The organism is Bacillus sp. V33-4 (genome assembly GCF_002860225.1).
In the GTDB taxonomy this organism is placed as follows: domain Bacteria; phylum Bacillota; class Bacilli; order Bacillales; family Cytobacillaceae; genus Bacillus_BJ; species Bacillus_BJ canaveralius.
The window spans coordinates 16033-41780 of record NZ_PGVC01000050.1 but is presented as its reverse complement, the minus strand read 5'-3'; the positions used below and the strand labels follow the sequence as shown (position 1 = coordinate 41780).

Below are 25748 nucleotides of genomic sequence, written 5' to 3'. Positions count from 1 at the left end.
CTGGTCAATGAACAAGACGCATAAAAAAACTGCCCAAAAGGCAGTTTTTTGATATTGAATGAATTTCATAAAGCAATTCTTTAATTGTAAAACGAACAATTATTTAAGATTAAGATATTATTCTTTTCCTGCGCCATACTTCTGTTTATTGTATAAAATTTCATTCGTTTTTCGGTTTAGCTTATTACATTGTGAAATTTACTCTATTAGTCTAATATTTGAACTTTCACTTGCTTTCTTCCCCAATTGACAGCTTCCTGCTTATCAGGGATAAAGATGTCGATCACGTTTCCTTTAATGGCTCCTCCTGTATCTCCTGCAACCGCATAACCATAACCTTCAACATAGACTTTGGATCCTAACGGAATGACATTAGGGTCAACAGAGATCACTTTTGCGTCCGGGTTGGCATTTAAATCAATCCCGGTGGCAGTCACACCCGAACATCCTTCACAGCTCGCTGTATAAGCAGTAGCTGTTACAGTCAATTCCTTTGCGTTGCTTTCTGGCTCAGCCGGAGTTGGTTCTGGTTTGGTTTGTGCTGGAGCCGGTGCCGGATTTACGGCAACTTCTGCCCTTGCTGGTTGTTCAGCGGGGGCTGCCGCTGCCACAACTTGAGCTGCCGGAACCGCTGCTTGCTTATTTGAGTAAATAACAAGATTGGCATCCGGGTGAATCATATCGGAACTTAAGTTATTCCACTTTAAAAGATCGTCAACATTCACTTTTTGATCTTTTGCGATTTCCCAAAGAGTATCACCGGATTTTACTATGTAATTCTTTACCGGAGAAACGGTTAATACATCATCGGGACGAATGAGATCATTTGATAATGCATTCCATTCCTTTATGTCACTAACCGCTATTTCATACTTTTGAGCAAGTGCCCATAGCGTATCTCCTTTTTCGACAACCACTTCTTCAGCTTGAGCATTAACTCCGATTGCACCAGAGATGGTCACAGCTGCGAGCATGGAATAAATGTGTTTTTTCATTTGATAACCTCCTATGGCTTGTTTAAGTTAACGCAATCAATCATAACACGTATTTTTCTCAGAAAAAGAACAGCACGATGATAATTGCGTTACGAACTTAACAGCCACATAACAGGAGTTTTACATAAAGTCTGAACAGTGAATTTTCTATTAAGCTTATTCTCTCGACTGGATGTTTTTCTCAAAAAAGACGCTCACCAATATGGTCAGCGTCTACTCGATTAAACTTTTAATAAACAATTCATGCGGTTTTAGCAGGCAAGACAATATTAAAGGTCGTGCCTTTATTTAGCTCACTCTCAATATAAACTTTTCCTTTGTGGCTTTCGATGATTTTAAAGCTAACCATTAATCCAAGACCGTTGCCATTCTCTTTTGTAGTGAAAAAGGGCTCGCCAATTTTTTTCACTTTTTCCGCAGGAATGCCGATGCCTGTATCCTGAATTGAAATATGAACGGTATTATTCCTCAGTTTAGTTCCTACGTGAAGCTCACCGCCATCTGGCATCGCTTCAATCCCATTTTTGATGAAATTTAAAAATACTTGTTTGAGACGGTTTTCATCACATTCGATTTGGACAATGTCTTCATGAAAATCAAAATGCAGTTTCACGCGCTTTTTTCTCGCTTCAAAATCAAGCAGGGCAAGGACATCCTGAATGACCGGAATGATGTTTTTTTCTTCAAGCCGGGCCGCTTTTGGTTTAGCAAGTACCATAAAATCCTCGACAATAGTATTAATCCGTTCTACTTCGTCTAAAATAATTTCGATAAATTCTTTCCGTTCCTCTTTCGTTTCGTCGAGCAGAAGAAATTCAGCATAGCCTTTTAAAGAAGTTAATGGATTGCGAATTTCATGGGCAACCCCTGCCGCAAGCTGCCCTACTGCAGCGAGTTTATCCTGGCGATGGAGGATTTCCTCCGCTTGTTTCTTTTCCGTAATATCATTGCGGATCGCGAGGTATTGATAAGGCTTGCCCCGCTCGTTTAAAAAGGGAATGATTGTCGTATCGACCCAGTAATAGGATCCATCTTTCGCTTTATTGCGAATTTCCCCTTTCCATACATCACCTGTCCCAATCGTGCTCCAGAGCTGCTTGAAGAATTCCTTCGAATGAAAACCGGAATTAAGCAGACTATGGTCGCGCCCAATCAATTCTTCACGGCTGTACTTTGATATCTCACAAAACTTTTCATTTATGTTTGTAATGATGCCTTTGTTATCGGTAAAAGCAACAATCGAAGACTGGTCGAGCGCAAACTTGATGTCGCTGACTTCTTTCAACGTATTTTTCAAATGCTCTTCCGTACTTTTTCGACCTGTGATATCACTGCGTATTGAAACATATTGAAACGGTTTGCCTTTTTTATTTAGAAACGGAACAATCGTCGTATCGACCCAATAAAAAGTTCCATCTTTTGCTCTGTTGCGGATTTCACCCTGCCAAACCTTGCCCTGCCCTATCGTTCTCCATAGACTGCGGAAAAATTCTTTAGAGTGAGAACTAGAATTTACGACTCGATGATCCTTCCCTAACAGCTCATCTTCGCTATATTTTGAGATTTCAAGAAACTTATCATTTACATACGTGATGATCCCTTTAGAATCGGTAATCGCAATAATCGACGATTCATCAAGAGCAGCTTTAATATCCTTTAAGTTGGCATCTGATACGAGAAGCCGCTTGCTGATAAGTGTACTGGAACCAATCAATCCTGCCAGAATGATCACGGTGATGACAAGAATTAAATACATGATGCTTGTTTCAGGAAATGACCTTTGCAATCCGATTCCTTCTTTCGTGGAAACGAATAAAGCCCGATTCAGCATAAAATAGCCTTCAACAATTGCCGCTGTAATGATCAGTGCACTAATCGGCTTCAGCCAGGTCCGGTTTTCATCAGAGAAGTTTTTCGAGGCGAAAAGGATCCAGAGTGAAAAGAAGAAAGAGACGAAAATGAGCGATGTTAACATGCTTAACAGTAGAACATTAAACTCTACCGTTAAGTTTAAGGAATATAGGCCAAGTATATGAACAGATAAAACTGCAAGTGTCAGGAAACTGCTTCCGGTAACGAGGTGCAGCGGTTTTATGACGGGCATCATTAATGATCGAAAGCCAGCTCCCGTTAAACAAATCGCAGCCAGCATTGAAAAGGCGATGATCAAAATATTATAGGCCGACGTACCGGTGATCTCTGAAGAAAGGATTCCAAAAAAGTTCATCACCCAAATTCCGATGCCCATCGAGAAGCTACTGCCAACAAATAAAAATCGCTTGTTTCTTTCGGAGGATTTAATCAAAGTTAATAAATCAAGAGCTGTGTATGAGGCCATAATAGTCAATAGGATAGCGATAAAAATAAGAAGCGGATTAAATGACCCAATCATTTCGTCCATGCAATCGATCAATCTCCCTACAAACATAGTTATTACTATGATTGTAATGTAAACTCCCTTCCTTTGGAAAGTGTTATTAAAAAGTTTTCACTAATTGGTGATAAAATTAACTTTTTTTAAAAAAAACTTCACAATTTTAAGAAAAATCGTGTATACTGTACTACAACAGGGTAACAATAAATAAACTGTATTATAAAAAGGAGGAATTAACATGTTGCAAAGTCCAGTCGAGTTTTTCCGCACTCTACCGAAAAAGGTTTGTCCGGAATGTGGTGAAAAAGTGTTCGAACAAGCAGAATCCTACCTAATGGAATGCGATCGCTGCCTATCGAAGAAAGAAGAATAATATCTGTAGCGGGGTGAGAAAGGAGAAATCTCACCCTTTTTTTATGCCTGAAATACCGCTTTCGCCTAGTCCGGCTATTTATACAACAAGTGAATTCAAAAAATTGAGATAAATATATTCAAATTGGATTTGTTCATGTATAATCAATTTAGTTAGAGTTACGAAATACTTTTTGGAGGTCATAATCTATGGAAAAAACCGTGGAAAAGCGTTTGACACGCTCAGAAGTACCAGAGAAATTAACATGGAATCTGCAAGATCTTTTCGTTTCAAATGAGGCGTGGGAAAACGAGTTAAATGAAATTAACAATGCCCTTCCTTCATTCGAACAATTTAAAGGAAAACTGCAACAAGGTGCAAATTATTTGCGCGATTGCTTGTTGGCCCAGGAAAATTTATCTATCAGATTGGTCCGAGTCAGTACATATGCAAGCTTGCGCCAATCCGAGGATGGCAGCAGCCCGGAAAACCAAGCGAATTTCTCCAAGTTATCCGCCCTGGTTGCCGATGTAAATGCCGCTTTGTCTTTTATCGACTCTGAGATCCTCTCCTTCCCTGACGGTTTAGTAGAATCCTACTTACAAGAGGACAAAGAGCTCCAGCCTTTTGATAGGCAGCTTTCTGAGCTTCTTGAAGGAAAGAAACACAAACTTTCCGCAGAAACGGAAGAAGTTCTCGCTTCTTTGGGAGAAGTTCATGGCGCACCGTACCGAATTTATCAGACGAGTAAATCAGCTGATATGGAGTTTTCACCTGTCGAAGATAATGAAGGAAATGAACTTCCTAATTCGTTTGCCCTTTTTGAAGATCGCTACGAATTTTCTCCTGATACAGCTATTCGCAGAAAAGCGTATGAATCATTTGTCCAGACACTGCAGAAGTATAAAAATACTTTTGCCGCTACGTATGCCACCGAAGTGAAAAAGCAAGTGACGCTCGCACGGTTGCGCAACTATGAATCGGTTACGCATATGCTTTTGGATCCGCAAAAAGTCAGCCTCGATATGTATAATAACCAACTGGATATTATCCAGGCTGAACTTGCTCCGCATATGCGCCGTTATGCCGAATTAAAGAAACAGCAGTTAGGTTTGGAGAAAATGTTGTTTTGTGACTTAAAGGCTCCGCTCGATCCGGAGTTCAGTCCAAAAACGACCTATGAAGAGGCGAGCAAAGTAATTCTTGAAGCACTGAAAGTAATGGGTCCGGAATACTCCGAGATTATGGAGAAAGGCTTGACAGAAAGATGGGTTGATTTAGCTGATAATGTTGGTAAATCAACAGGAGCTTTCTGTGCCAGCCCATTTGGCGTCCACCCTTACATTTTAATTACCTGGACAGATACGATGCGGGGCGCTTTTGTCCTGGCACATGAACTTGGGCATGCAGGCCACTTCTACTTGGCCAACAAAAACCAAAGAATTATGAACACTCGTCCGTCAACATATTTTGTTGAAGCTCCATCAACGATGAATGAATTGTTGCTTGGGGACCATTTATTAAAGAATACAACAGATACAAGAATGAGACGTTGGGTCGCTCTCCAGCTTCTCGGAACGTACTATCATAATTTTGTTACCCATCTTCTTGAAGGAGAATTTCAGCGCAGAGTTTACAATCTGGCTGAAAACGGTACTCCGCTCACTGCCAAAGTGCTCTGTGAGCAAAAAGCTGATGTGCTTTCAAGTTTCTGGGGTGACGCAGTTGATATCGATGAAGCTGCAAGCCTGACGTGGATGCGCCAGCCTCATTATTATATGGGACTGTACCCTTATACCTATTCTGCAGGTCTTACCGCATCAACAGCGGTTTCTCAGCTAATCCAATCAGAGGGTCAGCCTGCCGTTGACCGCTGGCTCGATGTATTAAGAGCAGGCGGAACAAAAAGTCCTCTTGACTTGTTAAAGCATGCCGGTGTCGATATGTCTAAGCCTGACGCCATTCGAAAAGCCGTTTCCTACGTCGGCACATTGGTCGATGAATTGGAAAAAAGCTATTCCTGAATGAGTGCATAAAAAAGCCTGCCTATTTTTTGGCAGGCTTTTTGTATTAAATTCAAGATTGCTTATTATTGAATAAAGTTCTCTTATTAGGCATGTTACTTCGTAGCCAAGGCCTGTGCAGTTTTAAAATGACTCAGTTGTATTTAAACGGGTTAAAATCCGTTCGAATTTCTGGAAGCTGCCTCATTTCCTCTCTCATTCCGCTGCCACACATCGGGCAATTCAGGTCGTCGCTGGAAAACTCTTTCCTCATCCAGCCATTGCAGGAATCAGATTCGCAGGAATACACACTTGTATCAACAATGATGTTTTGTATTTCTTCAGTTGCCTTCTTTGAAAAATACATTGGCAAGCCCCCTTTCGATTAGTATGATCTTTATACCGAAAAAAATTACCTGATTTTGAAATTCGCGAAATGACGACAGACTTATGAATAATGTTAGCTAAGGATGAGAAACTTTTAAAAAGGGGTGAAAACTTGGCGAAAAAAACTGAAGAGTATTTAACGTATGCACCTAAACAACCTGTTATAACCATTCAGAACGATGATACTTATCCTAATTTAAAAAATATACCTGGAGACTCTGTCGACAGCCATAAGGATCTTGAAGTAGCCAATGCCATCATAGGCGGCGAGGAAATTCGCCAGCAAAATGAAAATTTATAAGCGAAAAGTGCCTATTAATCGTTATTTGCCCGTGATGCCTATACAGAAGCCTTGTGATTATGAATTTTCGATTAAAAGGCACTTACTTGAGGAGAATATCAATGATTGAAAAAGAGCAGAACAAAAAGTATACAGTTGTCGGAACAGATATTGAGGAAGTGAAAAGGCTTAATCGCCAGTCCGGCCTGTCCTACAATCAAGTTAAGGAGCTCCTTGCCAGGAAGTTATTGGACAAATAGGGAAAGCGCGCGTCGGCTTTACCCCTCTTGTTCGCTGCCCATTTTCACCGTAAGTTTATTTTTCAGGAGAAAGGGTATCAGAATAAAGCAACGTCTATACTATACAGAAGGGATGGATTAGCAATTGAGAGTCTTAACAGCATCTCCAAAAATCGTATACGGCATTGCATTTGAAGGCGGATTTGTCTTAATGAAGAAAGGAACACTTTCCCGGCACCATATCGTCCGTAACGGAAAGAAATCGCCTTGATTTTGCGATTAAGGAAGAGTTCTTCAATTCAATTGATCATCACCCCTGTCGAACTATCGGCAGGGTTTTTTCGCTTTTTCTTGAAAACAAGCTCGTTCATAATAGTAAAAAGAAGATGGCGATGCAGTTGCCATCTTCTTTCGACTTCACCAGTATATATCAAATTTTTGCCGTAACCGTGGCATTATCTTTTTCTTCTTTTATCAACCAAATATTAAGTATCACACCCATTAAAGCCAAAATTCCAAAGAAGAAATAGACATAATAGATATTCCATTGTTCATAGATGATTCCGCCAAAGAAAGTGCTGAACCAGTTGCCGAAGCCATTGCCTATTGCTGAATATAAGGTAACTGCGGTTGCAGTAATATGAACCGGAGTGATTTCGCGAATGTATTGCAGTCCCGCCGGAATGAATAGGCCAAGGGAAAAGCCTTGGATCACAGCTGTCGTATAAACAAGCGTTAAATTCGGTTCAAAGAAATAAAGCATCCATCGAAAAAAAGAAACAAAGCCAGCCAGTGCCGAAATATGGAGCAGCCCAAATTTATCAATCCAGCTCCCTGCCAGTCGCATAAATGGAATCTCGGACAGTACCGCCAATAAAAAGGCGATTCCAATTCCTGTGTACGTTCCGCCGCTATCTTCGACGAACAGCCCGAAATATGTATTATTGGCTAGATTTGGACCGAAGATGAGAAACGTAATTGCCAGGAAAATGATAAACTTTTTGAAGGTGAGAATTTCTTTTACTCCTGATAAAAGCTGTTTGTTGACCGGTGCTTTTTCTTTTGGGATTCTAAAGGCGAGTAAAGCCGCCAATGTCAAAGCCAGGAAGAAAGCATAAAAGATCACAGATGGATTTTGTTCTGATAATCTTCCCATTATAAATACCGCAATACCAAAGCCAAGTGAGCCGAAGAGCCGGACATTTCCATAATTGACTCTTACTTTGCTCGTATATTTTAACGAAATGCTGTCTGAAACCGGGATGATCGCGCTCTGGAAAACGGCAATTGCTGTCGCGGTAATGAAAAACAAAATATAATCATCAGAGAAAATATAGCCAAGTCCGAATGCACCGGCTAAAAAAGTAGTGATCGACAATACTCTGGTCGGAGCATTTGTTTTGTCACTAATAACTCCCCAGATAGGTTGGAAAAAAATCATAACGATCGGTCCAACGGACATGATGGTCCCGATTTGGTATCCATTCAAACCGACTGTCTCGCTTAAATACACGCTCAACAATGGAAATAAACTACCGAATGCAAAAAAAGCTAATAAGTAAAATCCCTGCAAGGTTAATATATTTTTCTTTACTTCTTTATTCATTAGTATCCCCCATATGCTATTCCCTTTAGCAACCAAAGCATCTTATATTTTAACACTTTGGTTCATATATTGCTTGAAGAAAATCAGCAGGGCGGGAAAATTGTCAGGTGAGAGCTTTTTAAAAATAGCCCCCCTTCCCCTTCATATCAGACAGTAGTTTATGAATGCCGGTCAAGGCCAACACTTATACCTTTATTCTAAGTGGAGGTTATTCATCAATGGCAGGCTATCAAACTTAACCTGGTTTTATAGATTATAATCACACCTGTCACTTTTTGTCAGAATATTTCTACTCTTATTAGTTGATTACTAGTTTTCAATGATGATAACATTATTGTGGAAGCGCTATCAAAGTGATAGTACGTTTTCTACATATCAAAATCTAAGGAGGAATTTGATGAGTTCTGTTACGGTTGAGCTAAATGAAAAAGTCGCTAAGTTTTTAGCAGGCAAGAAGAAAATGTTTATTAACGGCCAGTTTGTTGAAAGTGCATCCGGGAAAACTTTTGACAGTTACAATCCGGCAACTGGTGAAGTTCTTGCCACCGTATACGAAGCTGGACCTGAAGACATTGATTTAGCTGTAAAGTCAGCCCGCAAAGCATTTGATGAAGGGCCATGGTCAAAAATGGGCGCGGCCAAGCGAAGCAGATTAATGTATAAGCTTGCCGATCTCATGGAAGAGCACAAAGTTGAGCTTGCCCAGCTGGAAACGCTTGATAATGGAAAGCCTATCAGAGAAACTTCAGGAGCAGATATTCCTCTTGCCATTGAACATATGAGATATTATGCAGGCTGGTCAACAAAGATTGTCGGCCAGACAATCCCTGTTAACGGACCTTTCTTTAACTATACCCGCCACGAGGCAGTCGGCGTTGTCGGTCAGATTATTCCGTGGAATTTCCCGCTTTTAATGGCAATGTGGAAATTGGGGGCTGCGCTTGCAACAGGCTGTACCGCCGTCTTAAAGCCTGCTGAACAAACACCATTATCTGCTCTATATTTAGCAGAACTTGTTGCTGAAGCTGGTTTTCCGGAAGGTGTTCTTAATATTGTGCCCGGATTCGGTGAAACAGCTGGACAACCGCTTGTCGATCATCCGCTTGTAGATAAGGTTGCCTTTACAGGTTCTACTGAAGTAGGCAAGTTGATCATGGCGCGGGCAGCGAAAACAGTCAAAAGAGTGACGCTTGAGCTTGGCGGTAAATCACCGAACATTATTCTTCCCGATGCAGATTTGACAAAAGCAATTCCAGGTGCACTAAATGGCGTCATGTTTAATCAGGGCCAGGTTTGTTGCGCAGGATCACGTGTGTTTATTCAGAAGAAGCAATTTGATAATGTTGTCGCTGACATGGTGAGCCATGCTAAAAATATTAAGCAAGGCGCTGGTCTGGATCCGGATACTCAAATAGGACCGCTCGTTTCTACTGAACAACAAAACCGTGTTCTCGGCTTTATTGAAAAAGGCCTGAACGAAGGCGCCGAGCTGCTGACAGGCGGTTCAAAGCCTTATGAAGACGGATATTTCGTCTCACCAACGATTTTTGCCGACGTACGTGATGATATGACGATTGCAAAAGAAGAAATTTTTGGTCCGGTCATTTCTGCGATGCCTTATGAGGATCTTGATGACCTGATTGCCCGTGCCAATGACAGCCAGTATGGATTAGCAGCCGGAGTATGGACTCGTGACGTTTCAAAGGCGCATTATATAGCCAATAAGCTTCGTGCCGGTACCGTTTGGGTTAACTGTTACAACGCATTTGACGCAGCTTCACCTTTTGGCGGCTATAAGCAATCAGGAATCGGCCGCGAAATGGGCTCCTACGCTCTCAACAATTACACGGAAGTCAAAAGCGTTTGGATCGGAATGAATTAAGTAAACTACAATCTGTTGAGGATCGTGCTGACATGATTTCAGCACGATCTTTTTGTTTTAACAAACTGTTGAACACTTATTTTTCCCTTCACATTAAAAAGATTCACATTATGTCCATAGGATTTTCCTATGATTTTATTTATCTTTAAGTGGGAGGGAAAACGAATGAAGAAAATGTATATAATTTGTGCGATTATTTTAGTATTAGGCATCACTTCAGGGATTTCTTTTTTTGTGATTAGGGATGCTAATGCGCAAATACCTGATGATATTACTTTAGTTACAATGAACAATGAAAAATTTACATTCGGTAAAGCAGATAAAAAGTTGAAGCTAGTTGAATTTATTTATACGCACTGCCCTGATGTTTGTCCGACAACAACACAGCGGATGAATATGCTTAGAAACGATTTGCAGGATGAAGGAGTATTTGGCAAGAAAATTCAGTTTCTCACGGTTACAATCGACCCTTACAGGGATACGCCCGAAGCACTCAAAAAACATATGGACGCGCTGGGGATAGAAGATGACGGAAACTGGCTGATGCTGACTGGAGACTCCAACATCATTAAGGAAGAGCAAAAAAAAATCAGAGAGCTCGCTGATACATTCCAGTTTCAATACCGGGATCCGGGCAACGGGCTATTTATCCATAGTTCTTTCACTTTTTTAATTGATGAAAACAATGAATTTATCGAGAAGTTCCCGATGGGAGAAGATTTTAACAGACAGGAAGTTTTCGATGTCATCATGGATGAGATCTAGATTTCTGTACATCAGATTACAAGCATTACTCTTCAACACCATAACCGGGAAAAAGCCAAAGGCGGTGAATTCAAAGAATTCACCGCCGTTTTTCTTAAGCAGATACTTGCTATGAGTTAGTTAACTGGAGAGGATTCCTTTGCATTTTGCTTAAGGGAAAAAAATTCAGACTTTGGCTTTGTAAAGCTTACTTTGATTCCAGACTTTTTTAGTTGATTTACAAAATCGATAAGCTGCTTTTTAGCCATTTCAAGATCTCCTTTTGTACGCTATTTCATTATTTTAAGTTTACATGAAAAGTGTGAAGAAAATATGTCGTTTTTCTGAAAAATTTTTCTTTTTTTTACTATACCCGTACATTCATGCTGTTAAAACCAATTTTCTTCCATTATAATATTTCAGAGTTGTTTGAGGACAGTTACCAATTACCTAATCTTCCATTTGCTCCCTGGTACCATGCGCTTAGAAATGGCCGGATTGCCCAGGCCTGATATGATGATCACCTTCCAGGTTGTTATTTTGTGACTGCTTTTCATTCCTCTACTTTCATATGTTTTATTCTATGTTGTTAGCCCCCTCGCGAATAACGACAGAGTCTCCAGCAAAAATTCTTTGCTATAACCTGTCAATGAATGAATTCGGTTCGCCCAATCCTCAATACTTGTTAAGTCCGGTCCATATTTAATGCCCATTTTCCAAACAATTTCTTTTCTTTTATAAATTCTCTTATTTTCCCATAATTCCTTTTTTAGTTCCGAATTTTCGATTTTTTTCTGGAAAACATGAAAACCATTCGCCCTCCAACCTTTAAAATGTTATAATTTCGTAGATATTGGTTTACTGGAGGATAAAAACATGATTACTGTTAGTAATGTCGGTTTAAGATACGGCGATCGCAAGCTGTTCGATGACGTGAATATTAAATTTACCCCGGGAAATTGTTACGGGCTGATTGGAGCAAACGGAGCAGGCAAGTCAACCTTTTTAAAGATTTTATCCGGTGAAATTGAAGCACAGTCCGGATCTGTCCATTTGGGTCCTGGCGAACGGCTCGCCGTTTTAAAGCAAAATCACTTCGAATATGAAGAATTTGAAGTGTTAAAGGTTGTGATAATGGGCCATACTCGTCTTTATGAAGTGATGCAAGAAAAAGATGCAATTTATATGAAGGCTGATTTTACCGATGAGGACGGCATGAAAGCTGCTGAGCTGGAAGGTGAATTTGCCGAACTGAATGGTTGGGAAGCTGAGTCTGAAGCGGCGATTCTTTTGAAAGGGCTCGGAATTCCGGACGATCTTCATGATAAAAAAATGGAAGAGCTTAATGGCGGCGACAAAGTAAAGGTGCTTTTGGCACAAGCTTTATTCGGCAAGCCGGACGTGCTGCTGCTTGATGAGCCGACGAACCATTTGGACATTAAAGCAATCCAGTGGCTCGAAGAATTTTTAATTAACTTTGAAAACACAGTTATCGTGGTCTCGCATGACCGCCACTTTTTAAATAAAGTATGTACACACATTGCCGACCTTGATTTTAGTAAAATTCAAATTTATGTTGGAAACTACGATTTCTGGTATGAATCAAGCCAGCTTGCTTCCAGAATGGCAACGGATGCAAACCGGAAGAAAGAAGAAAAGATCAAAGATCTGCAAAACTTTATTGCCCGCTTCAGTGCCAACGCATCGAAATCAAAACAAGCAACGTCCCGAAAAAAACTTTTAGACAAGATTACTCTTGATGATATAAGACCTTCATCGCGCCGTTACCCTTATGTCGGCTTCACGCCAGAAAGGGAAATCGGCAACGATCTATTGAGAGTTGAAGGCATTTCAAAAACGATTGACGGTGTCCGGGTCTTAAACAATATTAGCTTTATTGTAAACAAAGACGACAAGATTGCCCTTGTTGGCAAAGATGAAATCGCCAAAACAACACTATTCAAAATTTTGACGGGTGAAATGGAACCGGACAGCGGCTCGTTCAAATGGGGAGTCACTACTTCACAGGCGTATTTTCCTAAGGATAATTCCGAGTTCTTTGAGGGAAATGAGCTCACTCTTGTTGATTGGCTTCGCCAGTTCTCACCGAACGACCAAAGTGAAAGCTTTTTACGTGGTTTCCTTGGAAGAATGCTTTTCTCTGGTGAAGAAGTATTGAAAAAGGCCAGTGTGTTATCTGGTGGGGAAAAGGTGCGTTGCATGCTGTCGAAAATGATGCTGAGCGGTGCTAACGTCCTCTTGCTTGACGAGCCGACAAACCATCTTGACCTTGAATCGATTACCGCTTTAAATAACGGCTTGATTAATTATAAAGGCTCGCTTATCTTTTCATCCCATGACCATCAGTTTATCGAAACGATTGCAAACCGGGTTATGGAAATCACGCCAAACGGCCTGATGGATAAACAAATGAGCTATGATGAGTATTTAGAAAACAGCGAACTGCAGAAACAAGTTGCTGCGTTGTATGAATAAACATTGGAACAGGGAAGCCATTTGTGCTCCCCTGTTTTTTTAGTGTTAATTACGGGACCGTGTCGATCTCCAACGCAACCATTCTATTGTTTTGACATATAGCCCAGCTTTTCCTGATTCATGTTTACTTCTTCAACTCCGTCGGCTTTTCTACTTTTGCATTTAAGCATATTTTGTAAAAAGTTAGGAAAGCTTAAGCTTAAAGCAGAAGGAGGTGTGATATTTTGGCGAGAATAGGTGTAGAACAATCTCTTTCATATGTTCAGGACGCGCTTCGGGAGAAAGGCTATGATGTTGTGGAGCTTAGACAGGAATCGGATGCAGAAAACTGTTCCTGCTGTGTTATTACGGGGCTTGACACGGATGTGATGGGTATTGAGGATACAGTCACGTCCGGCCCTGTGATCGAAGCACGCGGACTAACCGCAGAGGAGGTTTGCCAGCGGGTTGAAGAACGTTTGCGCTGATTTCAGGCAGCGTGATATGTGGTTGAAAACCTTTGCGTCGATACGGATCTCTCCGTTCAAGTGAACAAAGTATTGTAAACATATATATTCATACGGTTATCACAGACTAAAGGGCTGCAAAGGCAGATTCCTTTAGTCTTTTTTATGTTCCAACCTTAAAAAATACTGTTTAAGATCAATTTTTTCGGTATAATCGTGGTAACCGAATATTGTCGATTTTAGAGACGGAATTATTGTATTGGATTGATGCAGATGATAAACGAGCAATTTTGGATACCGATTAAACTTTCGATGCAGGTTGCCTGTACCTCATTACTAATCGTTTTATTATTAGGTTTAGTCCTGGCAAAAGTTTTTGCCGGCAAAAACTTCCGGGGTAAAGTGATATTGGAAACGATTTTGATGCTTCCCCTCGTCCTCCCTCCGACCGTGATTGGATTCTTGCTTATTATAATTTTCGGTAATAATAGCCCGATTGGTGCGTTCATAGAGTCGATTTTACAGCAATCTGTGATGTTTACTGCTACAGCCGCTGTAATTGCTTCAGCCGTTGTCGCCTTCCCGCTCATGTACCAATCGGCAAAGACGGGCTTTCAGTCGGTGGATATCGGAATTGAAGAAGCGGCACGAATAGATGGCGCAAGCGAATGGAAGGTGTTTCTACTTGTCACGATTCCGCTTTCTGTTAAGGCGATAGTGTCCGGGGCGATTCTAAGTTTTGCGAGGGGGCTTGGCGAATTTGGTGCGACATTAATGTTTGCCGGCAATATCCCCGGAAAAACGCAAACGGTGCCGACAGCAATATATGTCGCTCTTGAGTCAGGAAATATCGATTTGGCGTGGCTCTGGGTGGCTTCAATGGTTATCATTTCATTCATAATGCTCTTATTGACCCAGATCATAAAATAATTGAGCAAGAAGCGTGCGTCCATCTGATAAGGGTGAGCCAAAATAAAACGCAACCGAATAAGCAAAGACGGCGTGTAACTGTTAAACACGCCGCCTTTTTTTCATCCGTTTAGGAGCGCGGTACCTTAATGAGAGCAGTGCTCCACCAGCGATAATAATAACAATTCCATAGAGGGCATTCATGTTAACCGTTTCACTTTTTGCTTTGATTGGTTGATCGGGCTTTTTATTTGCCTTCTTGACTTGTTCAAGCTGAATGGTTTGAAGCACTTCGCCATTTTGGTTTTCGATCGCAAGGAGGCCTTTTTTATCCACTCTTTTAACCATTCCTTCAAGCGGTTCGGTAATCGCGGTTGCAGCGCTTGTCTTATACTTTTGGTTCCCGAATGAATACTCGGAAGAAGCTGGCAAAGTTGCCGATTTGAAATTTTTAAAGCCATACTCAAACAGTGAAATCGTATCCTGGTAAGCGTCCCTTTTGTAATCTGCTTGAAGAATGATTGCTGTCAGTTGAATATTTTTATTTTCAGCGGTAGTTGCGAGTGTTTGCTTTGACTCATTGATAAAGCCTGTCTTTCCGCCGGTCACACCTTCAAACGGATATTCACCTTTTATCATTAGATGATGGGTAACAAGGGTTGTATCCCAAGATTGCCCTTTCCAGGCCATTTCTTTTGTTCCAAAAATACTCTTAAATACTGGATTATTAATCGCATAACTTGTAATTTTGGCGAGGTCTGCTGCTGTACTATAATGGTTTTCATCGAAAAGGCCGTGCGGGTTTGTGAAATTTGTATGAGAAACCAAGGACTTTTCATGCAAATATTCAGTCAGGTTTCGGGAGAAATCCTCAACACTTCCATGAAGATGCTCGGCAATCGCCACAGCTGCATCATTTCCGGAGTTAATCAGCATTCCCTGGATAAGCTTTTCCAACGTCACTTGTTCGCCTTCCACAAGGTATACCCGCGTGCCATCAGTTTGAACGGCATTTCTACTCACCGTTACAATATCACCAAGATCACCGTTCTCAATTGCATATATCGCTGTTGCAATTTTTGTCAGACTCGCAGGGTACATGATTTCGTGCCCCCTTTTTTCAAATAACACGGTCCCTGATTTAGCATCCATCAATATCGCTGCCCCACTGCGTAATTGCACATCTTCAGCCTGCTCTGCTCCTGCCGGGGACTGATGAAAAAAGGAAACCAATATAGCTGTTAAAAATAAAATAAGTTTCTTCATCTTAAAACACCCTATCAAAATAATTGTCGAATTTGATTTTAACAAAAAAATAGAGCAAATGGACTATATAATTGAATTTGTTACAAAAATGCAAAACAGTTTCCTTAATCTAGGTTCTTATTGACTTCAACATTTGAAAAGTTCTTATGTTAGTTAACAAAATATAGTTATGATTAATATTTGATTCTTGGCTGAAACTACAAAAAACCTGGATGATTAGATCCAGGTTTTTGCTTAGTTTCATTTAGCGACTCTTTCGAGGATACATCGAGTTAAACACAGATTGTCGCGTGAATGAGCAATGACCGCCAAGGTCTTGCGTTAAGCCCTTGGCAATATAATGTTTACGGTCGTTCCTTCATTCTCTTTACTTTCAATATGTAAATTTCCTTTATGGGTTTTCAGGATTTTATTGCAAATCATCAATCCAAGACCGGTTCCCTTTTCCTTAGTGCTGTAAAAAGGCTCGCCAAGCTTGGACAACCTCTCTTCAGGAATTCCAATTCCCTGATCTTTTACGTTAACATATATATAATTTTGATCTTGTTTAATCGTGATAAGTATTTCACCGCCAGCTGGCATAGCTTCAATCCCATTTTGAATGATATTTATCAAAACCTGCTTCATTTTTGATACTTCACACTCTACATATAGATCATGATCGCTTGTTACGACATTAATCGTGATATTGCACATGATTGCCTGTGTGTTTAAAAGGGTTACAACTCCCTTTACTAAATTAACAATATTCGCTCTCTCGATATCTGTGGCCTGCGGCTTGGCCAGCACGAGCAGATCCGTTACGATTGATTCAATCCGCTGCAATTCTTCAAGAATTACTGGAGTATAGTCATCCGCTTCCTTTTCCCCGAGCAACTGTGTGAATCCTTTAATTGCGGTTAAGGGATTACGGATTTCATGGGCAATAGACGCAGCCAACTGGCCGACGACCGAAAGCTTTTCAGCATTGTGAAGCCGTTCTTCAGTCCTCTTTTGTCCAGTTATATCGCGAATGATGATTTGAAACATCCTTCGATTTTTATAGATAGTCGGTATTAATTGAATCTCTGCCCGGCGCAGCTGGCCGTCGCTTCTTTTTAAATTGAGCTCGAAATTAATGCTTTGTTTAGCAGCAAGGAAATTGGTCAAGTATTTTTGGTCCGATTCTGCCACATAATCATATAAAGATGTGCCGATAATTTCGTTATTGCTTGTAAAACCGAGCAATTTCCTTCCTTCACCGTTTATATAAGTCCAAATTCCATCCCCGGTTGTCATACCGATCGTGTCTCTTGAAAATTCGACAAGCAGCCGATATTTCTCCTGGGTTTCAAGAATTTCTTCTTCCATAATAATACGTTCAGTCATATCTCTTGAGATGCATATCGTTTCGTTTGCCTGATTAGTCGGGGAAGAGATCGTTTCAAGCCAAATATAATCCCCTTCTTTCCGCCTGAACCGAAAGCTGACGCGAACCGTTTTCCTGACGGCCAGCTGTTGAAAGATTTTATCCAAATGGTGATGATCATTAGGATGGCAAAAGTCGTAAAGGTTTTTTTTAAATAATTCTCGGGGTGAATATCCGAGCAAGGAATAACTGGATGGAGTTACAAATAGAAAAGTTCCATTTTCCGAATGCTTTGTTAAAACATCCTTCGAATGGGTCAGTGCGAGGCGGAGGTTCTGAATCTCATCCTTTTCATCACCTACTTTTATCAAGTCCGTGTCAATCATTGAGCTTATGGCCTCCGTTTCTTAGAGCTGGCAAGTTCTTAGAATGTTGGAATTTCTCACTTATCATTATCATACAAGATACTTCCATTAAGAAGGGAAGAAATATCTATTTTATTGGAAAAATAAAGAAAATATTCCGCGACAAAAGGACCTTGTTGAATGTTGGAAATCCAGTGAGAGGTCGATAAATAGCAGTCTTCTACCCCTTTTGTCTCAGGTTCTCTTGCGATTGCTATAGGAAGCCGCCTTCCCCCACTGTTAATTATTCATATCCATCAGAGAAAAGTAAATAAGCTAATCAAAAAAAATTTTGACAAGTTTGCCTTCATATCAAGCATATTCTGTATAGGGACAAACTTTTAAGGAGATGAAGCAAATGAAATTCTATGTTTTTAAAAAAGAATCACTGGTTTTATTTATCATCATTTGTATGGTCGTGATCACAGCATCTATTTGGTTTTTTGCTCATTCAGATTCTGTGCCGGCCAGTGGTGCTGATGTCGGCAGCAAAGCTCGTGAAATCCACCTGATTACAAGTGAATTCAAGACAAAAATGGACGACGGATCCGAAATGGAAGTGTACCGCTGGGATCCAGGAACTATTTTTGTTGAAAAAGGAGAGAAAGTAAACTTAAAAATTTTCGGAGTTAACGGGCGCGAGCATCCATTTATAATTGAAGGTACCAATATCAAAGGAACTGTTAAAAAGGGCAAAGAAACTGTGGTTCCGCTTCAGTTTCAAGATGAAGGAGTTTACAGGCTGATTTGTCATACACATAGCCAAAGCATGAAAGGTCCGATGATTGGCTATATTATCGTGGATTAAATTTTTCAAAGCGAAAGTTTACGGAAAGAGTACTAAGCCCCCTGCACAAAAGTGCCGGGGGTTTAGTATTCTTGGGGTTCCAGACGAGTTAAATGGTTAATAAAAGAAAATACTAGGATAAAAAGTGAGCAATGGAGTGGAAAAGCTTGATAATCCTAAAAGCGATGATTATTTACCTCGTAACGATTGCCGTAATGAGGCTTATGGGAAAGTCGTCAATTGTACAGATGACTCCTTATGATCTTGTAGCCATTATCATTATCGGAACAGTAGCATCAGAACCATTAATCAGCACCGAGCTTATTCCAAGCCTGATTACACTGGCCATCATTACAGCTATGTATATCCTCTTTTCTTTTTTAACGTTACACCCGCTCGGAAATAGATTATTTCTCGGTGAACCAACCATCCTTATTAAAGATGGAAAAATCATTGAAGACAACCTTGAAAAATCGCATTTATCTGTTTCCCAGGTTCTTTCGATTTTGCGCAGCAAAGGTTATCCGAAGGTGGCTGACGTTGGATACGCTGTTCTGGAGCCTATAGGTGAGATCAGCATTGTTCCGAAAACAGAAAATACACCGGTCACCGTTGACCACTTAAATATTAAAATCGAGGATGAAGGCTTGCCCATTGCCGTTATTATTGACGGCAGGATTCAATCGCGAAATTTAAAACTATTACATATACGAAAGGATTGGCTGATTGACAAATTGGTTTTAAATCAATTGGAACCAAAAGCTATCATTTACGCCTATATAAATGAAAAATCCAAAACGCTCGTTGTCAATCCGCGCAAGTCTGAACAAAAAATCATTGATCCGTGAGAATGTAAAATAGAAAACTCGGTTTGGTAGAGCTTCCTTTTTTTATATAACAGTTGATGATTTTTTGACTATAATTATAATACAGATTGAATTGTGAATATTCCCCTCCGTTTATTCTCTAAATTTTTTAACATGAATAAACCCTTTATTTTAATGGTTTTTTGACATTCTACATATTGTTCATAATTTCACAACATTTTGTGATGTTGCTCATATTTTAACCTGTTATACTTGAGTTAGGATTTAAATATGCTTCTGTTATATAATTTAATCTAACTTGAGGTGAGTATGATGGAAAAGTGGAATAGTTTTTCAGGAGGAGCTTGGCAGCAGGAAGTAAATGTCCGCGATTTTATTTTAAGAAACTATACGGAGTATAAAGGCGATCATTCATTTTTAGAGAAGCCGACCGATGCAACAGAGGCACTCTGGACACAAGTGATGGAATTAACAAAGAAAGAACGCGATAACGGCGGTGTCCTTGATATGGATACAGAGATTGTCTCAACGATTACATCTCATGGCCCCGGGTATTTAAACAAGGAAACAGAAAGGATCGTCGGCGTCCAGACGGATCAACCGTTTAAGCGTTCCATGCAGCCTTTCGGGGGAATCCGCATGGCTTCACAGTCCCTTCAATCATACGGGTATGAACTTGATAAGCAGGTCGAAAAGTTTTTTACCGACTATCGCAAAACCCATAACGCAGGTGTTTTTGATGCTTATACAGAGGAAATGAAGCTTGCCCGGAAGGCAGCGATTATTACAGGTCTGCCTGATGCTTATGGCCGTGGAAGAATCATCGGTGATTATCGGCGTGTTGCCCTTTATGGTGTAGACTTCCTGATCCAGGAAAAGAAAAAGGATTTGGCTGCAACAAGCAGTGTGATGTCTGAAGAAAACATGAGGCTGCGTGAAGAGCTTTCTGAACAGATTCGTGCTTTGAAAGAGTTAAAAGAGCTTGCCGCAAGCTATGGTTTTAATATCTCCGAGCCTGCCGCAAATGCACAGGAAGCATTTCAATGGTTGTACTTTGCTTATCTGGCTGCCATTAAAGAGCAGAATGGTGCTGCGATGAGCCTTGGAAGAGTTTCCAGCTTCCTCGATATTTATATTGAACGGGATCTTGCAAATGGAGTATTATCAGAGAAGGAAGCTCAGGAATTGGTTGACCATTTTGTCATGAAGCTTCGCCTTGTCAAGTTTGCCCGAACTCCCGATTATAACGAATTGTTCAGCGGCGACCCAACCTGGGTGACAGAATCAATCGGCGGTATGGCTTTGGACGGCCGCTCACTTGTGACAAAAAGCTCATTCCGGTTTCTTCATACGCTTAATAATCTTGGCCCGGCGCCCGAACCGAATTTAACCGTGCTATGGTCAGAACAGCTGCCGGAAGGATTCAAAAGATATTGTGCTAATATGTCCATTCAAACCAGCTCAATTCAATACGAAAATGATGATATTATGAAGCCGGAATATGGCGATGACTATGGAATTGCCTGCTGTGTTTCCGCAATGGAAATCGGAAAACAAATGCAATTTTTCGGGGCAAGGGCTAATTTAGCGAAAGCCTTATTATACGCAATCAACGGCGGAATAGACGAAAAGCTGAACATTCAAGTCGGTCCTAAATACCGTGCGATTACATCCGACGTACTAGAGTATGAGGAAGTATTGGAGAAATTCGATGGAATGATGGAATGGCTGGCGGGCCTTTATATCAATACCTTGAATGTCATTCATTATATGCATGATAAATATAGCTATGAACGGATCGAAATGGCTCTTCATGATACGGAAATCCTCCGTACAATGGCAACAGGGATTGCCGGATTAAGTGTAGTTGCTGATTCCTTAAGTGCAATCAAGTATGGCCGTGTTCGGGTTATCCGCGATGAAAACGGGCTCGCAACCGATTTTGCAATTGAAGGTGATTTCCCTAAATACGGAAATAATGATGACCGTGTTGACGGCATTGCCGTTGAAGTTGTAAAACGTTTTATGAAAAAGCTTAAGAAGCACCAAACATACCGAAATTCTGTTCATACAATGTCTATTTTAACGATTACATCCAATGTCGTTTACGGTAAAAAGACAGGTAATACACCTGACGGACGGCGCGCCGGAGAACCATTTGCACCTGGTGCGAATCCTATGCATGGCCGGGATACGAAAGGAACACTTGCTTCCCTTTCATCCGTTGCAAAGCTGCCATACAGCTACGCATTGGACGGAATCTCCAATACATTCTCGATTGTACCGAAAGCTTTAGGCAAAGATGAAGACAGCAGAATCAGCAATCTAGTTTCAATTCTTGATGGCTATGCGGTAAAAGCAGGACACCATCTCAATGTTAACGTCTTTAACCGTGAAACGTTGATGGACGCAATGGAGCATCCTGAACTATACCCACAGTTGACGATTCGTGTTTCTGGATATGCCGTTAACTTTATTAAATTGACACGCGAACAACAGATGGATGTTATTAACCGGACATTCCATGAGTCCATGTAACAACCCTGTTAATCTATCAATATAATTATGTTTAAGATTTTCACGCGCCGTCTCCCTCCCCTGCTTAGCCGGGATTAGGAGACGGCCCGCTAATATTGTTTCACAACGGCTCAAAATCTTCTAAGCTCTCTCAAGTGAAAGGGGTTTCTCATCATGATTGGAAATATACATTCAATAGAGTCCTTTGGGACAGTCGACGGACCAGGAATTCGCTATGTTATCTTTACACAGGGCTGCTTGCTGCGCTGCCAGTTTTGCCATAATGCTGATACTTGGGAAATCGGTTCCGGAAAACAAATGGCTGTTTCCGAAATCATTGAGGAACTAAAGACATATTTGCCTTTCATTCAAGCTTCAGGGGGAGGAATTACGGTAAGCGGCGGTGAACCACTTCTGCAAATTCCGTTTTTGACTGCATTATTTAAAGAATGTAAAAAGCTCGGCATCCATACAGCTATCGATTCTTCGGGCGGGTGTTATTCAACTGCCCCACACTTTCAGGAACAGCTGAAAGAGCTTCTAATTTATACTGATCTTGTTTTACTAGATTTAAAGCACATCGACCGAAAAAAGCATATCAAATTGACAGGAATGGGCAACGAACATATTCTTGAGTTTGCAAAATTCCTTGACCAACATGATACTCCCGTCTGGGTTCGCCATGTCCTCGTCCCAGGGGTCACTGATGATCTAACAGATTTGCAGGAGCTCGGAAACTTTATTGGCCAACTGACCAATGTACTTAAGGTTGAAGTGCTGCCCTATCATAAGCTGGGTGTTTATAAATGGGAAGCACTGGGACTCGAATATCCGTTAAAGGGTGTTGAACCACCACGCGAAGAGAGTGTTGTAAAGGCTTTAAGTCTGTTAACAAGTAAAGTTGTGCTAAGACGTGATTGATAACTTATAAATAGATTGAAAGAGTTGACACCGAAGGACGACCCTTCGGTGTCTTCTTCTGTTTTTGGACTTCCTCATTTATTGTAGTCCCCCCTCTCTTATCTTAAAACGCAACTCGCAAACATCACAATTGTTATAAATTTTCGAATTGTTTATTGACTTTTAGTTGGCAAGCTTTTAAATTAAAAATGTAAACCTATATATAAAATAAGTTAACAAAAAAGGGGGATGAAACATTGAATAAACATCAAGTAAAACTTAGGATGATGATTGTGACCGCCTTATTTGCTGCTGTGATTGGCATTCTTGCGCAAATTACGATTCCATTGCCGCTAGTGCCGATTACCGGGCAAACTTTGGCGATTGGTTTGGCAGCAACCATCCTGGGAGCGAGGTTTGGGACTTTAGCGGTTATACTTTACCTGATTATCGGGGCGGTTGGAGTGCCTGTGTATGCTGAATTTTCTGGTGGAGCATCCGTATTGGTGGGGCCAACCGGCGGTTATTTAGTCGGGTTTATACCGACTGCATTTCTAATTGGATTTATCCTGGAGAAGACTTCTTTCACTTTTAAAAATGCAATGATTGCCAATAGTTTAGGGATGATTGTGACTTTAATTTTCGGAACAGTTTGGCTGAAAATTGCGGCTGACCTCACGTGGACAGCTGCTCTTGCCGGCGGATTTACGCCGTTTATTATTGTCGGCCTTATTAAGGCAGCGCTTGCTTCATGGATAGGAGTTCTCGTCAGAAAACGGCTTCATTCGGCTAAATTGCTTATTCTTGATCAGGTGGAAATAACGAAAACGTATTAATTAAAGCACCTGGCAGTCAATGTGCTGTCAGGTGTAAGTATTCAAAGCTATATTAAGCGATGTCAAACGTTTTTTTGTATTCCGGTTCACAGTTAACGCAGATGTATTCATCATTGTCTATCAAAGTAGTGTCTGCTTCATTGTACTCGATTCCGCAAAATGAACACTCGACCATTTCTTCTTCATAATGCTCGGCGAATTCAGGCGTTGGACTATGAAACTTAATTTCTTCGACCCATATTCCGGTTGTATGTTTTAATTCATTCTGCAAATATCTTTGCGCTTCATCGGCTGTTTCCCAAACACCAAAATCCCAAAGAAGCTCGTTTCCGTCACCCGGATTTGTCATCAACCCGTACACCTTTCTCATATGCATTGTCCCCTCTCACAGAATTTTGGTTTTAAAGGCTTGAAGTTGAAAACGTTTGTTTATTCATATCCGTTTTTCGGATTACTCAAACCGCCTCCTGCTATGAAACTTTTTCCGGTCACAGCCGTATTAATAAGCGAATCAGTTTTCCGATCGAACATGGATTGATTCACAGTTCTTCTATATCCTAGCTTTACCGACACGGCAATGAAAATTCCCGCTCTGGAATGAGAGCGGGAATATATTTTTATTGGCATTCTATTTAAGCTTTTCGAGCAGGTTTTTCTTGACGTCCGGCCACTCTTCAGCAAGTACACTAAAATATAGTGAATCCCTTGCTAAACCCTCTCTGATTATCCTGTCCTTACGGAGAGTGCCTTACTGCATCTCCTTCCAGACTAAATAATTCATTCCATAACGGCATCCCCAGCGTCTCCCCTTTTTTAAATTTGCAGTAATGAACAAAGACAGCAGCCACAGCCACTGTCCATTAAATCATTATGCTTCCTGGAAATATTCTTTATAATAACCACCGACTTTACCTGTGTTGTCAACGATAAAGTAAAATTCTTCGGTTTCATTTTTAACATCGTAAGTCTTTCCGGCCGTAAGGGCACGGTTGACAATATATTTTTTGGCGTCAGTATGTACACAATTCACTTTTTTTAATGTATCTCGCTCATTCCAGATTTGATGGATCATTCTCTAGCCACTCCTTCAGGTTATTGTCTTTACAGTATAATGAACAAACGCAAAGTAAGGCAACTTTATTTAAATAGCTCCATCATCACATTGTTTTCGGCAAGCCGAGCCTGTGCAGTTCGCTTTCAAGCTTTTGGTAATACTCTGTGCTTAGCCGGCCTTTTGATCCTCTAAGAATCTCAATGACATAGTGGGCAGGCGGGGCAAGCTCCTCCTTTTTGTTGTAAACATGAAAGGTCAGAACATTGGTCAAAACAGTTTCGCCGACTTTTATATCAACAAAAGCAGGCCTGTACCAGCCGCCCCGAAATCCTTCGCGTTTGAATAAATATTCGGCAGCTTCAAACGGAACATCATATACGATCCCTTCCGTGACCCCGCCATCCTCGACAATGTCCGCCCGTCCACCATCGGGCCTGGCAAATAAATATTTCATCGAGTAACCGTCGAGAATTCCTGACCCCTTCACTTTCGCAAAAAGGTGGCCTACACCTGCTATTTCAAATCGTTCAGTATCCATACAGGATCCGTATGCAAAATAAAAAAATCTTTCAGGCTGTTCCTTCAAAAATCGATAAAGCTTCCAGTCGCCATCCAAAATCGGCTCACCGAGGATATCCATTTTTTCAGAGATGTATATATACGCTTCTATTGTTCCTTCATCGGTATGGACCGTTTGAATGATCCGCTCATACAGATTGTCCTCGTCGCCTTCAACAAAACCTTCCAATTGGTCCACATCTTTTAGTTGCTCTGCGGTTATTTCGAATATCTCTCCGTATGTTTTTGATTCAAGCGACGGCTTTACGACAGGATAGCCAAGGCCTGTATCGTAAAGTTCACCATAAACCCAACCTTGTTCGGCAATGCACTTGCTCCCTTCGATATAAATGTGATTGTCCTCGTGCTTTCTTAATGTTCCGTACACAAAAACCTTGATCTTGTCTGTCATGTTTACGGCTCCTTCTCTTGTCAGTTTGTAAAAATCTACAACAATTTTTAATCTCAATTATATTGTATTAGAAAAACTGAATTTTTTCATAAAAAATAAAAAACAGCAGTGGATGCTGTTTGGTCA

The 25748-nt window shown here is 40.8% G+C and carries 25 protein-coding genes; 15 read left to right on the top strand and 10 right to left on the bottom strand.

Going from position 1 to position 25748, the window contains the following annotated elements:
* Positions 1–206 precede the first annotated feature (206 nt).
* The gene (locus CVD23_RS17645; RefSeq protein WP_101578650.1) at positions 207–995 is read right to left on the bottom strand and encodes a 3D domain-containing protein; all 789 of its coding nucleotides are present in this window, start codon (positions 993–995) and stop codon (positions 207–209) included.
* 241 nt (positions 996–1236) lie between these two features.
* Complete coding sequence (locus CVD23_RS17640) at positions 1237–3396, bottom strand: PAS domain S-box protein (RefSeq protein WP_101666717.1); 2160 nt, start codon at positions 3394–3396, stop codon at positions 1237–1239.
* 211 nt (positions 3397–3607) lie between these two features.
* Between CVD23_RS17640 and yhfH the strand changes: the two genes are divergently transcribed.
* Positions 3608–3742, top strand: a complete 135-nt coding sequence (gene yhfH / locus CVD23_RS17635; RefSeq protein ID WP_101578648.1) for a protein YhfH — start codon at positions 3608–3610, stop codon at positions 3740–3742.
* Positions 3743–3930: 188 nt separating this feature from the next.
* On the top strand, positions 3931–5745 hold the full coding sequence (pepF, locus tag CVD23_RS17630; protein ID WP_101666716.1) for an oligoendopeptidase F: 1815 nt from the start codon (positions 3931–3933) through the stop codon (positions 5743–5745).
* 133 nt (positions 5746–5878) lie between these two features.
* Here the strand turns inward: pepF and CVD23_RS17625 are convergent, their stop codons facing one another.
* Complete coding sequence (locus tag CVD23_RS17625; RefSeq protein WP_101578646.1) at positions 5879–6091, bottom strand: cold-inducible protein YdjO-related protein; 213 nt, start codon at positions 6089–6091, stop codon at positions 5879–5881.
* Between the two features lie 132 nt (positions 6092–6223).
* Between CVD23_RS17625 and CVD23_RS17620 the strand changes: the two genes are divergently transcribed.
* From CVD23_RS17620 to CVD23_RS22590, 3 genes are all read left to right on the top strand, one after another.
* Complete coding sequence (locus CVD23_RS17620; RefSeq protein WP_180955708.1) at positions 6224–6412, top strand: hypothetical protein; 189 nt, start codon at positions 6224–6226, stop codon at positions 6410–6412.
* A gap of 101 nt (positions 6413–6513) precedes the next feature.
* Entirely contained in the window at positions 6514–6651 is a 138-nt protein-coding gene (locus tag CVD23_RS22060) for a hypothetical protein (protein ID WP_180955707.1), read from the top strand.
* 124 nt (positions 6652–6775) lie between these two features.
* Positions 6776–6901, top strand: coding sequence for a hypothetical protein (locus tag CVD23_RS22590; RefSeq protein WP_257985647.1), 126 nt, complete (start codon positions 6776–6778; stop codon positions 6899–6901).
* 159 nt (positions 6902–7060) lie between these two features.
* Here the strand turns inward: CVD23_RS22590 and CVD23_RS17615 are convergent, their stop codons facing one another.
* Positions 7061–8236 carry an MFS transporter gene (locus CVD23_RS17615; RefSeq protein WP_101578644.1) on the bottom strand — a complete coding sequence of 392 codons (1176 nt, stop codon included), beginning with the start codon at positions 8234–8236 and terminating at the stop codon, positions 7061–7063.
* A gap of 397 nt (positions 8237–8633) precedes the next feature.
* Between CVD23_RS17615 and CVD23_RS17610 the strand changes: the two genes are divergently transcribed.
* Positions 8634–10118 carry an aldehyde dehydrogenase family protein gene (locus tag CVD23_RS17610; protein WP_101578643.1) on the top strand — a complete coding sequence of 495 codons (1485 nt, stop codon included), beginning with the start codon at positions 8634–8636 and terminating at the stop codon, positions 10116–10118.
* A 165-nt stretch (positions 10119–10283) separates the two neighbouring features.
* The gene (locus CVD23_RS17605) at positions 10284–10883 is read left to right on the top strand and encodes an SCO family protein (RefSeq protein WP_101578642.1); all 600 of its coding nucleotides are present in this window, start codon (positions 10284–10286) and stop codon (positions 10881–10883) included.
* Positions 10884–10999: 116 nt separating this feature from the next.
* On the opposite strand, the gene CVD23_RS22585 is transcribed toward CVD23_RS17605, so the two are convergent.
* Positions 11000–11131, bottom strand: a complete 132-nt coding sequence (locus CVD23_RS22585; RefSeq protein WP_257958830.1) for a hypothetical protein — start codon at positions 11129–11131, stop codon at positions 11000–11002.
* Between the two features lie 607 nt (positions 11132–11738).
* Here CVD23_RS22585 and CVD23_RS17600 point away from each other — a divergent pair.
* The 3 genes from CVD23_RS17600 (at position 11739) to modB (ending at position 14734) form a co-directional block, all read left to right on the top strand.
* A complete protein-coding gene (locus CVD23_RS17600) occupies positions 11739–13358 on the top strand; it encodes an ABC-F family ATP-binding cassette domain-containing protein (protein ID WP_101621505.1) in 1620 nt (539 codons plus the stop codon).
* Between the two features lie 224 nt (positions 13359–13582).
* Positions 13583–13825 carry a YkuS family protein gene (locus tag CVD23_RS17595; protein ID WP_101578640.1) on the top strand — a complete coding sequence of 81 codons (243 nt, stop codon included), beginning with the start codon at positions 13583–13585 and terminating at the stop codon, positions 13823–13825.
* A gap of 255 nt (positions 13826–14080) precedes the next feature.
* Positions 14081–14734 carry a molybdate ABC transporter permease subunit gene (modB, locus tag CVD23_RS17590; protein ID WP_374702648.1) on the top strand — a complete coding sequence of 218 codons (654 nt, stop codon included), beginning with the start codon at positions 14081–14083 and terminating at the stop codon, positions 14732–14734.
* An 81-nt stretch (positions 14735–14815) separates the two neighbouring features.
* Here modB and CVD23_RS17585 read toward each other — a convergent pair whose 3' ends face one another.
* Both CVD23_RS17585 and CVD23_RS17580 read right to left on the bottom strand, forming a co-directional pair.
* Positions 14816–15979: a D-alanyl-D-alanine carboxypeptidase family protein gene (locus tag CVD23_RS17585; RefSeq protein ID WP_101666714.1), complete on the bottom strand. Its 1164-nt coding sequence runs from the start codon at positions 15977–15979 to the stop codon at positions 14816–14818.
* A gap of 321 nt (positions 15980–16300) precedes the next feature.
* A complete protein-coding gene (locus CVD23_RS17580; protein WP_101578637.1) occupies positions 16301–17713 on the bottom strand; it encodes a PAS domain S-box protein in 1413 nt (470 codons plus the stop codon).
* A gap of 376 nt (positions 17714–18089) precedes the next feature.
* On the opposite strand from CVD23_RS17580, the gene CVD23_RS17575 reads away from it, so the two are divergent.
* From CVD23_RS17575 to CVD23_RS17555, 5 genes are all read left to right on the top strand, one after another.
* Positions 18090–18539: a cupredoxin domain-containing protein gene (locus CVD23_RS17575; RefSeq protein WP_101666713.1), complete on the top strand. Its 450-nt coding sequence runs from the start codon at positions 18090–18092 to the stop codon at positions 18537–18539.
* A 146-nt stretch (positions 18540–18685) separates the two neighbouring features.
* Positions 18686–19366, top strand: a complete 681-nt coding sequence (locus CVD23_RS17570) for a DUF421 domain-containing protein (RefSeq protein ID WP_245917508.1) — start codon at positions 18686–18688, stop codon at positions 19364–19366.
* Between the two features lie 291 nt (positions 19367–19657).
* Positions 19658–21883: a formate C-acetyltransferase gene (pflB, locus tag CVD23_RS17565; RefSeq protein WP_101666712.1), complete on the top strand. Its 2226-nt coding sequence runs from the start codon at positions 19658–19660 to the stop codon at positions 21881–21883.
* A 153-nt stretch (positions 21884–22036) separates the two neighbouring features.
* Positions 22037–22783 carry a pyruvate formate-lyase-activating protein gene (gene pflA / locus CVD23_RS17560; protein WP_101578633.1) on the top strand — a complete coding sequence of 249 codons (747 nt, stop codon included), beginning with the start codon at positions 22037–22039 and terminating at the stop codon, positions 22781–22783.
* Between the two features lie 266 nt (positions 22784–23049).
* Positions 23050–23598: a biotin transporter BioY gene (locus tag CVD23_RS17555; protein WP_101666722.1), complete on the top strand. Its 549-nt coding sequence runs from the start codon at positions 23050–23052 to the stop codon at positions 23596–23598.
* Positions 23599–23650: 52 nt separating this feature from the next.
* On the opposite strand, the gene CVD23_RS17550 is transcribed toward CVD23_RS17555, so the two are convergent.
* The 3 genes from CVD23_RS17550 to CVD23_RS17540 form a co-directional block, all read right to left on the bottom strand.
* The gene (locus CVD23_RS17550; protein ID WP_101578632.1) at positions 23651–23968 is read right to left on the bottom strand and encodes a hypothetical protein; all 318 of its coding nucleotides are present in this window, start codon (positions 23966–23968) and stop codon (positions 23651–23653) included.
* A 498-nt stretch (positions 23969–24466) separates the two neighbouring features.
* Positions 24467–24670, bottom strand: a complete 204-nt coding sequence (locus tag CVD23_RS17545) for a DUF6501 family protein (protein WP_101578631.1) — start codon at positions 24668–24670, stop codon at positions 24467–24469.
* A gap of 85 nt (positions 24671–24755) precedes the next feature.
* The gene (locus tag CVD23_RS17540; RefSeq protein WP_101666711.1) at positions 24756–25622 is read right to left on the bottom strand and encodes a gamma-glutamylcyclotransferase; all 867 of its coding nucleotides are present in this window, start codon (positions 25620–25622) and stop codon (positions 24756–24758) included.
* Positions 25623–25748 lie beyond the last annotated feature (126 nt).

What these genes read in the sequence shown, in the direction of transcription:
- CVD23_RS17645 (WP_101578650.1), bottom strand. Translation starts at nt 995, where the DNA reads ATGAAAAAACACATTTATTCCATGCTCGCAGCTGTGACCATCTCTGGT.
- CVD23_RS17600 (WP_101621505.1), top strand. Translation starts at nt 11,739, where the DNA reads ATGATTACTGTTAGTAATGTCGGTTTAAGATACGGCGATCGCAAGCTG.
- CVD23_RS17615 (WP_101578644.1), bottom strand. Translation starts at nt 8,236, where the DNA reads ATGAATAAAGAAGTAAAGAAAAATATATTAACCTTGCAGGGATTTTAC.
- CVD23_RS22585 (WP_257958830.1), bottom strand. Translation starts at nt 11,131, where the DNA reads ATGGCTAAAAAGCAGCTTATCGATTTTGTAAATCAACTAAAAAAGTCT.
- CVD23_RS17580 (WP_101578637.1), bottom strand. Translation starts at nt 17,713, where the DNA reads ATGATTGACACGGACTTGATAAAAGTAGGTGATGAAAAGGATGAGATT.
- CVD23_RS17605 (WP_101578642.1), top strand. Translation starts at nt 10,284, where the DNA reads ATGAAGAAAATGTATATAATTTGTGCGATTATTTTAGTATTAGGCATC.
- CVD23_RS17585 (WP_101666714.1), bottom strand. Translation starts at nt 15,979, where the DNA reads ATGAAGAAACTTATTTTATTTTTAACAGCTATATTGGTTTCCTTTTTT.
- CVD23_RS17540 (WP_101666711.1), bottom strand. Translation starts at nt 25,622, where the DNA reads ATGACAGACAAGATCAAGGTTTTTGTGTACGGAACATTAAGAAAGCAC.
- pepF (WP_101666716.1), top strand. Translation starts at nt 3,931, where the DNA reads ATGGAAAAAACCGTGGAAAAGCGTTTGACACGCTCAGAAGTACCAGAG.
- yhfH (WP_101578648.1), top strand. Translation starts at nt 3,608, where the DNA reads ATGTTGCAAAGTCCAGTCGAGTTTTTCCGCACTCTACCGAAAAAGGTT.
- CVD23_RS22060 (WP_180955707.1), top strand. Translation starts at nt 6,514, where the DNA reads ATGATTGAAAAAGAGCAGAACAAAAAGTATACAGTTGTCGGAACAGAT.
- CVD23_RS17555 (WP_101666722.1), top strand. Translation starts at nt 23,050, where the DNA reads ATGATTGTGACCGCCTTATTTGCTGCTGTGATTGGCATTCTTGCGCAA.
- pflA (WP_101578633.1), top strand. Translation starts at nt 22,037, where the DNA reads ATGATTGGAAATATACATTCAATAGAGTCCTTTGGGACAGTCGACGGA.
- CVD23_RS17610 (WP_101578643.1), top strand. Translation starts at nt 8,634, where the DNA reads ATGAGTTCTGTTACGGTTGAGCTAAATGAAAAAGTCGCTAAGTTTTTA.
- CVD23_RS17545 (WP_101578631.1), bottom strand. Translation starts at nt 24,670, where the DNA reads ATGATCCATCAAATCTGGAATGAGCGAGATACATTAAAAAAAGTGAAT.
- pflB (WP_101666712.1), top strand. Translation starts at nt 19,658, where the DNA reads ATGGAAAAGTGGAATAGTTTTTCAGGAGGAGCTTGGCAGCAGGAAGTA.
- CVD23_RS17575 (WP_101666713.1), top strand. Translation starts at nt 18,090, where the DNA reads ATGAAATTCTATGTTTTTAAAAAAGAATCACTGGTTTTATTTATCATC.
- CVD23_RS17625 (WP_101578646.1), bottom strand. Translation starts at nt 6,091, where the DNA reads ATGTATTTTTCAAAGAAGGCAACTGAAGAAATACAAAACATCATTGTT.
- CVD23_RS17640 (WP_101666717.1), bottom strand. Translation starts at nt 3,396, where the DNA reads ATGGACGAAATGATTGGGTCATTTAATCCGCTTCTTATTTTTATCGCT.
- CVD23_RS17550 (WP_101578632.1), bottom strand. Translation starts at nt 23,968, where the DNA reads ATGAGAAAGGTGTACGGGTTGATGACAAATCCGGGTGACGGAAACGAG.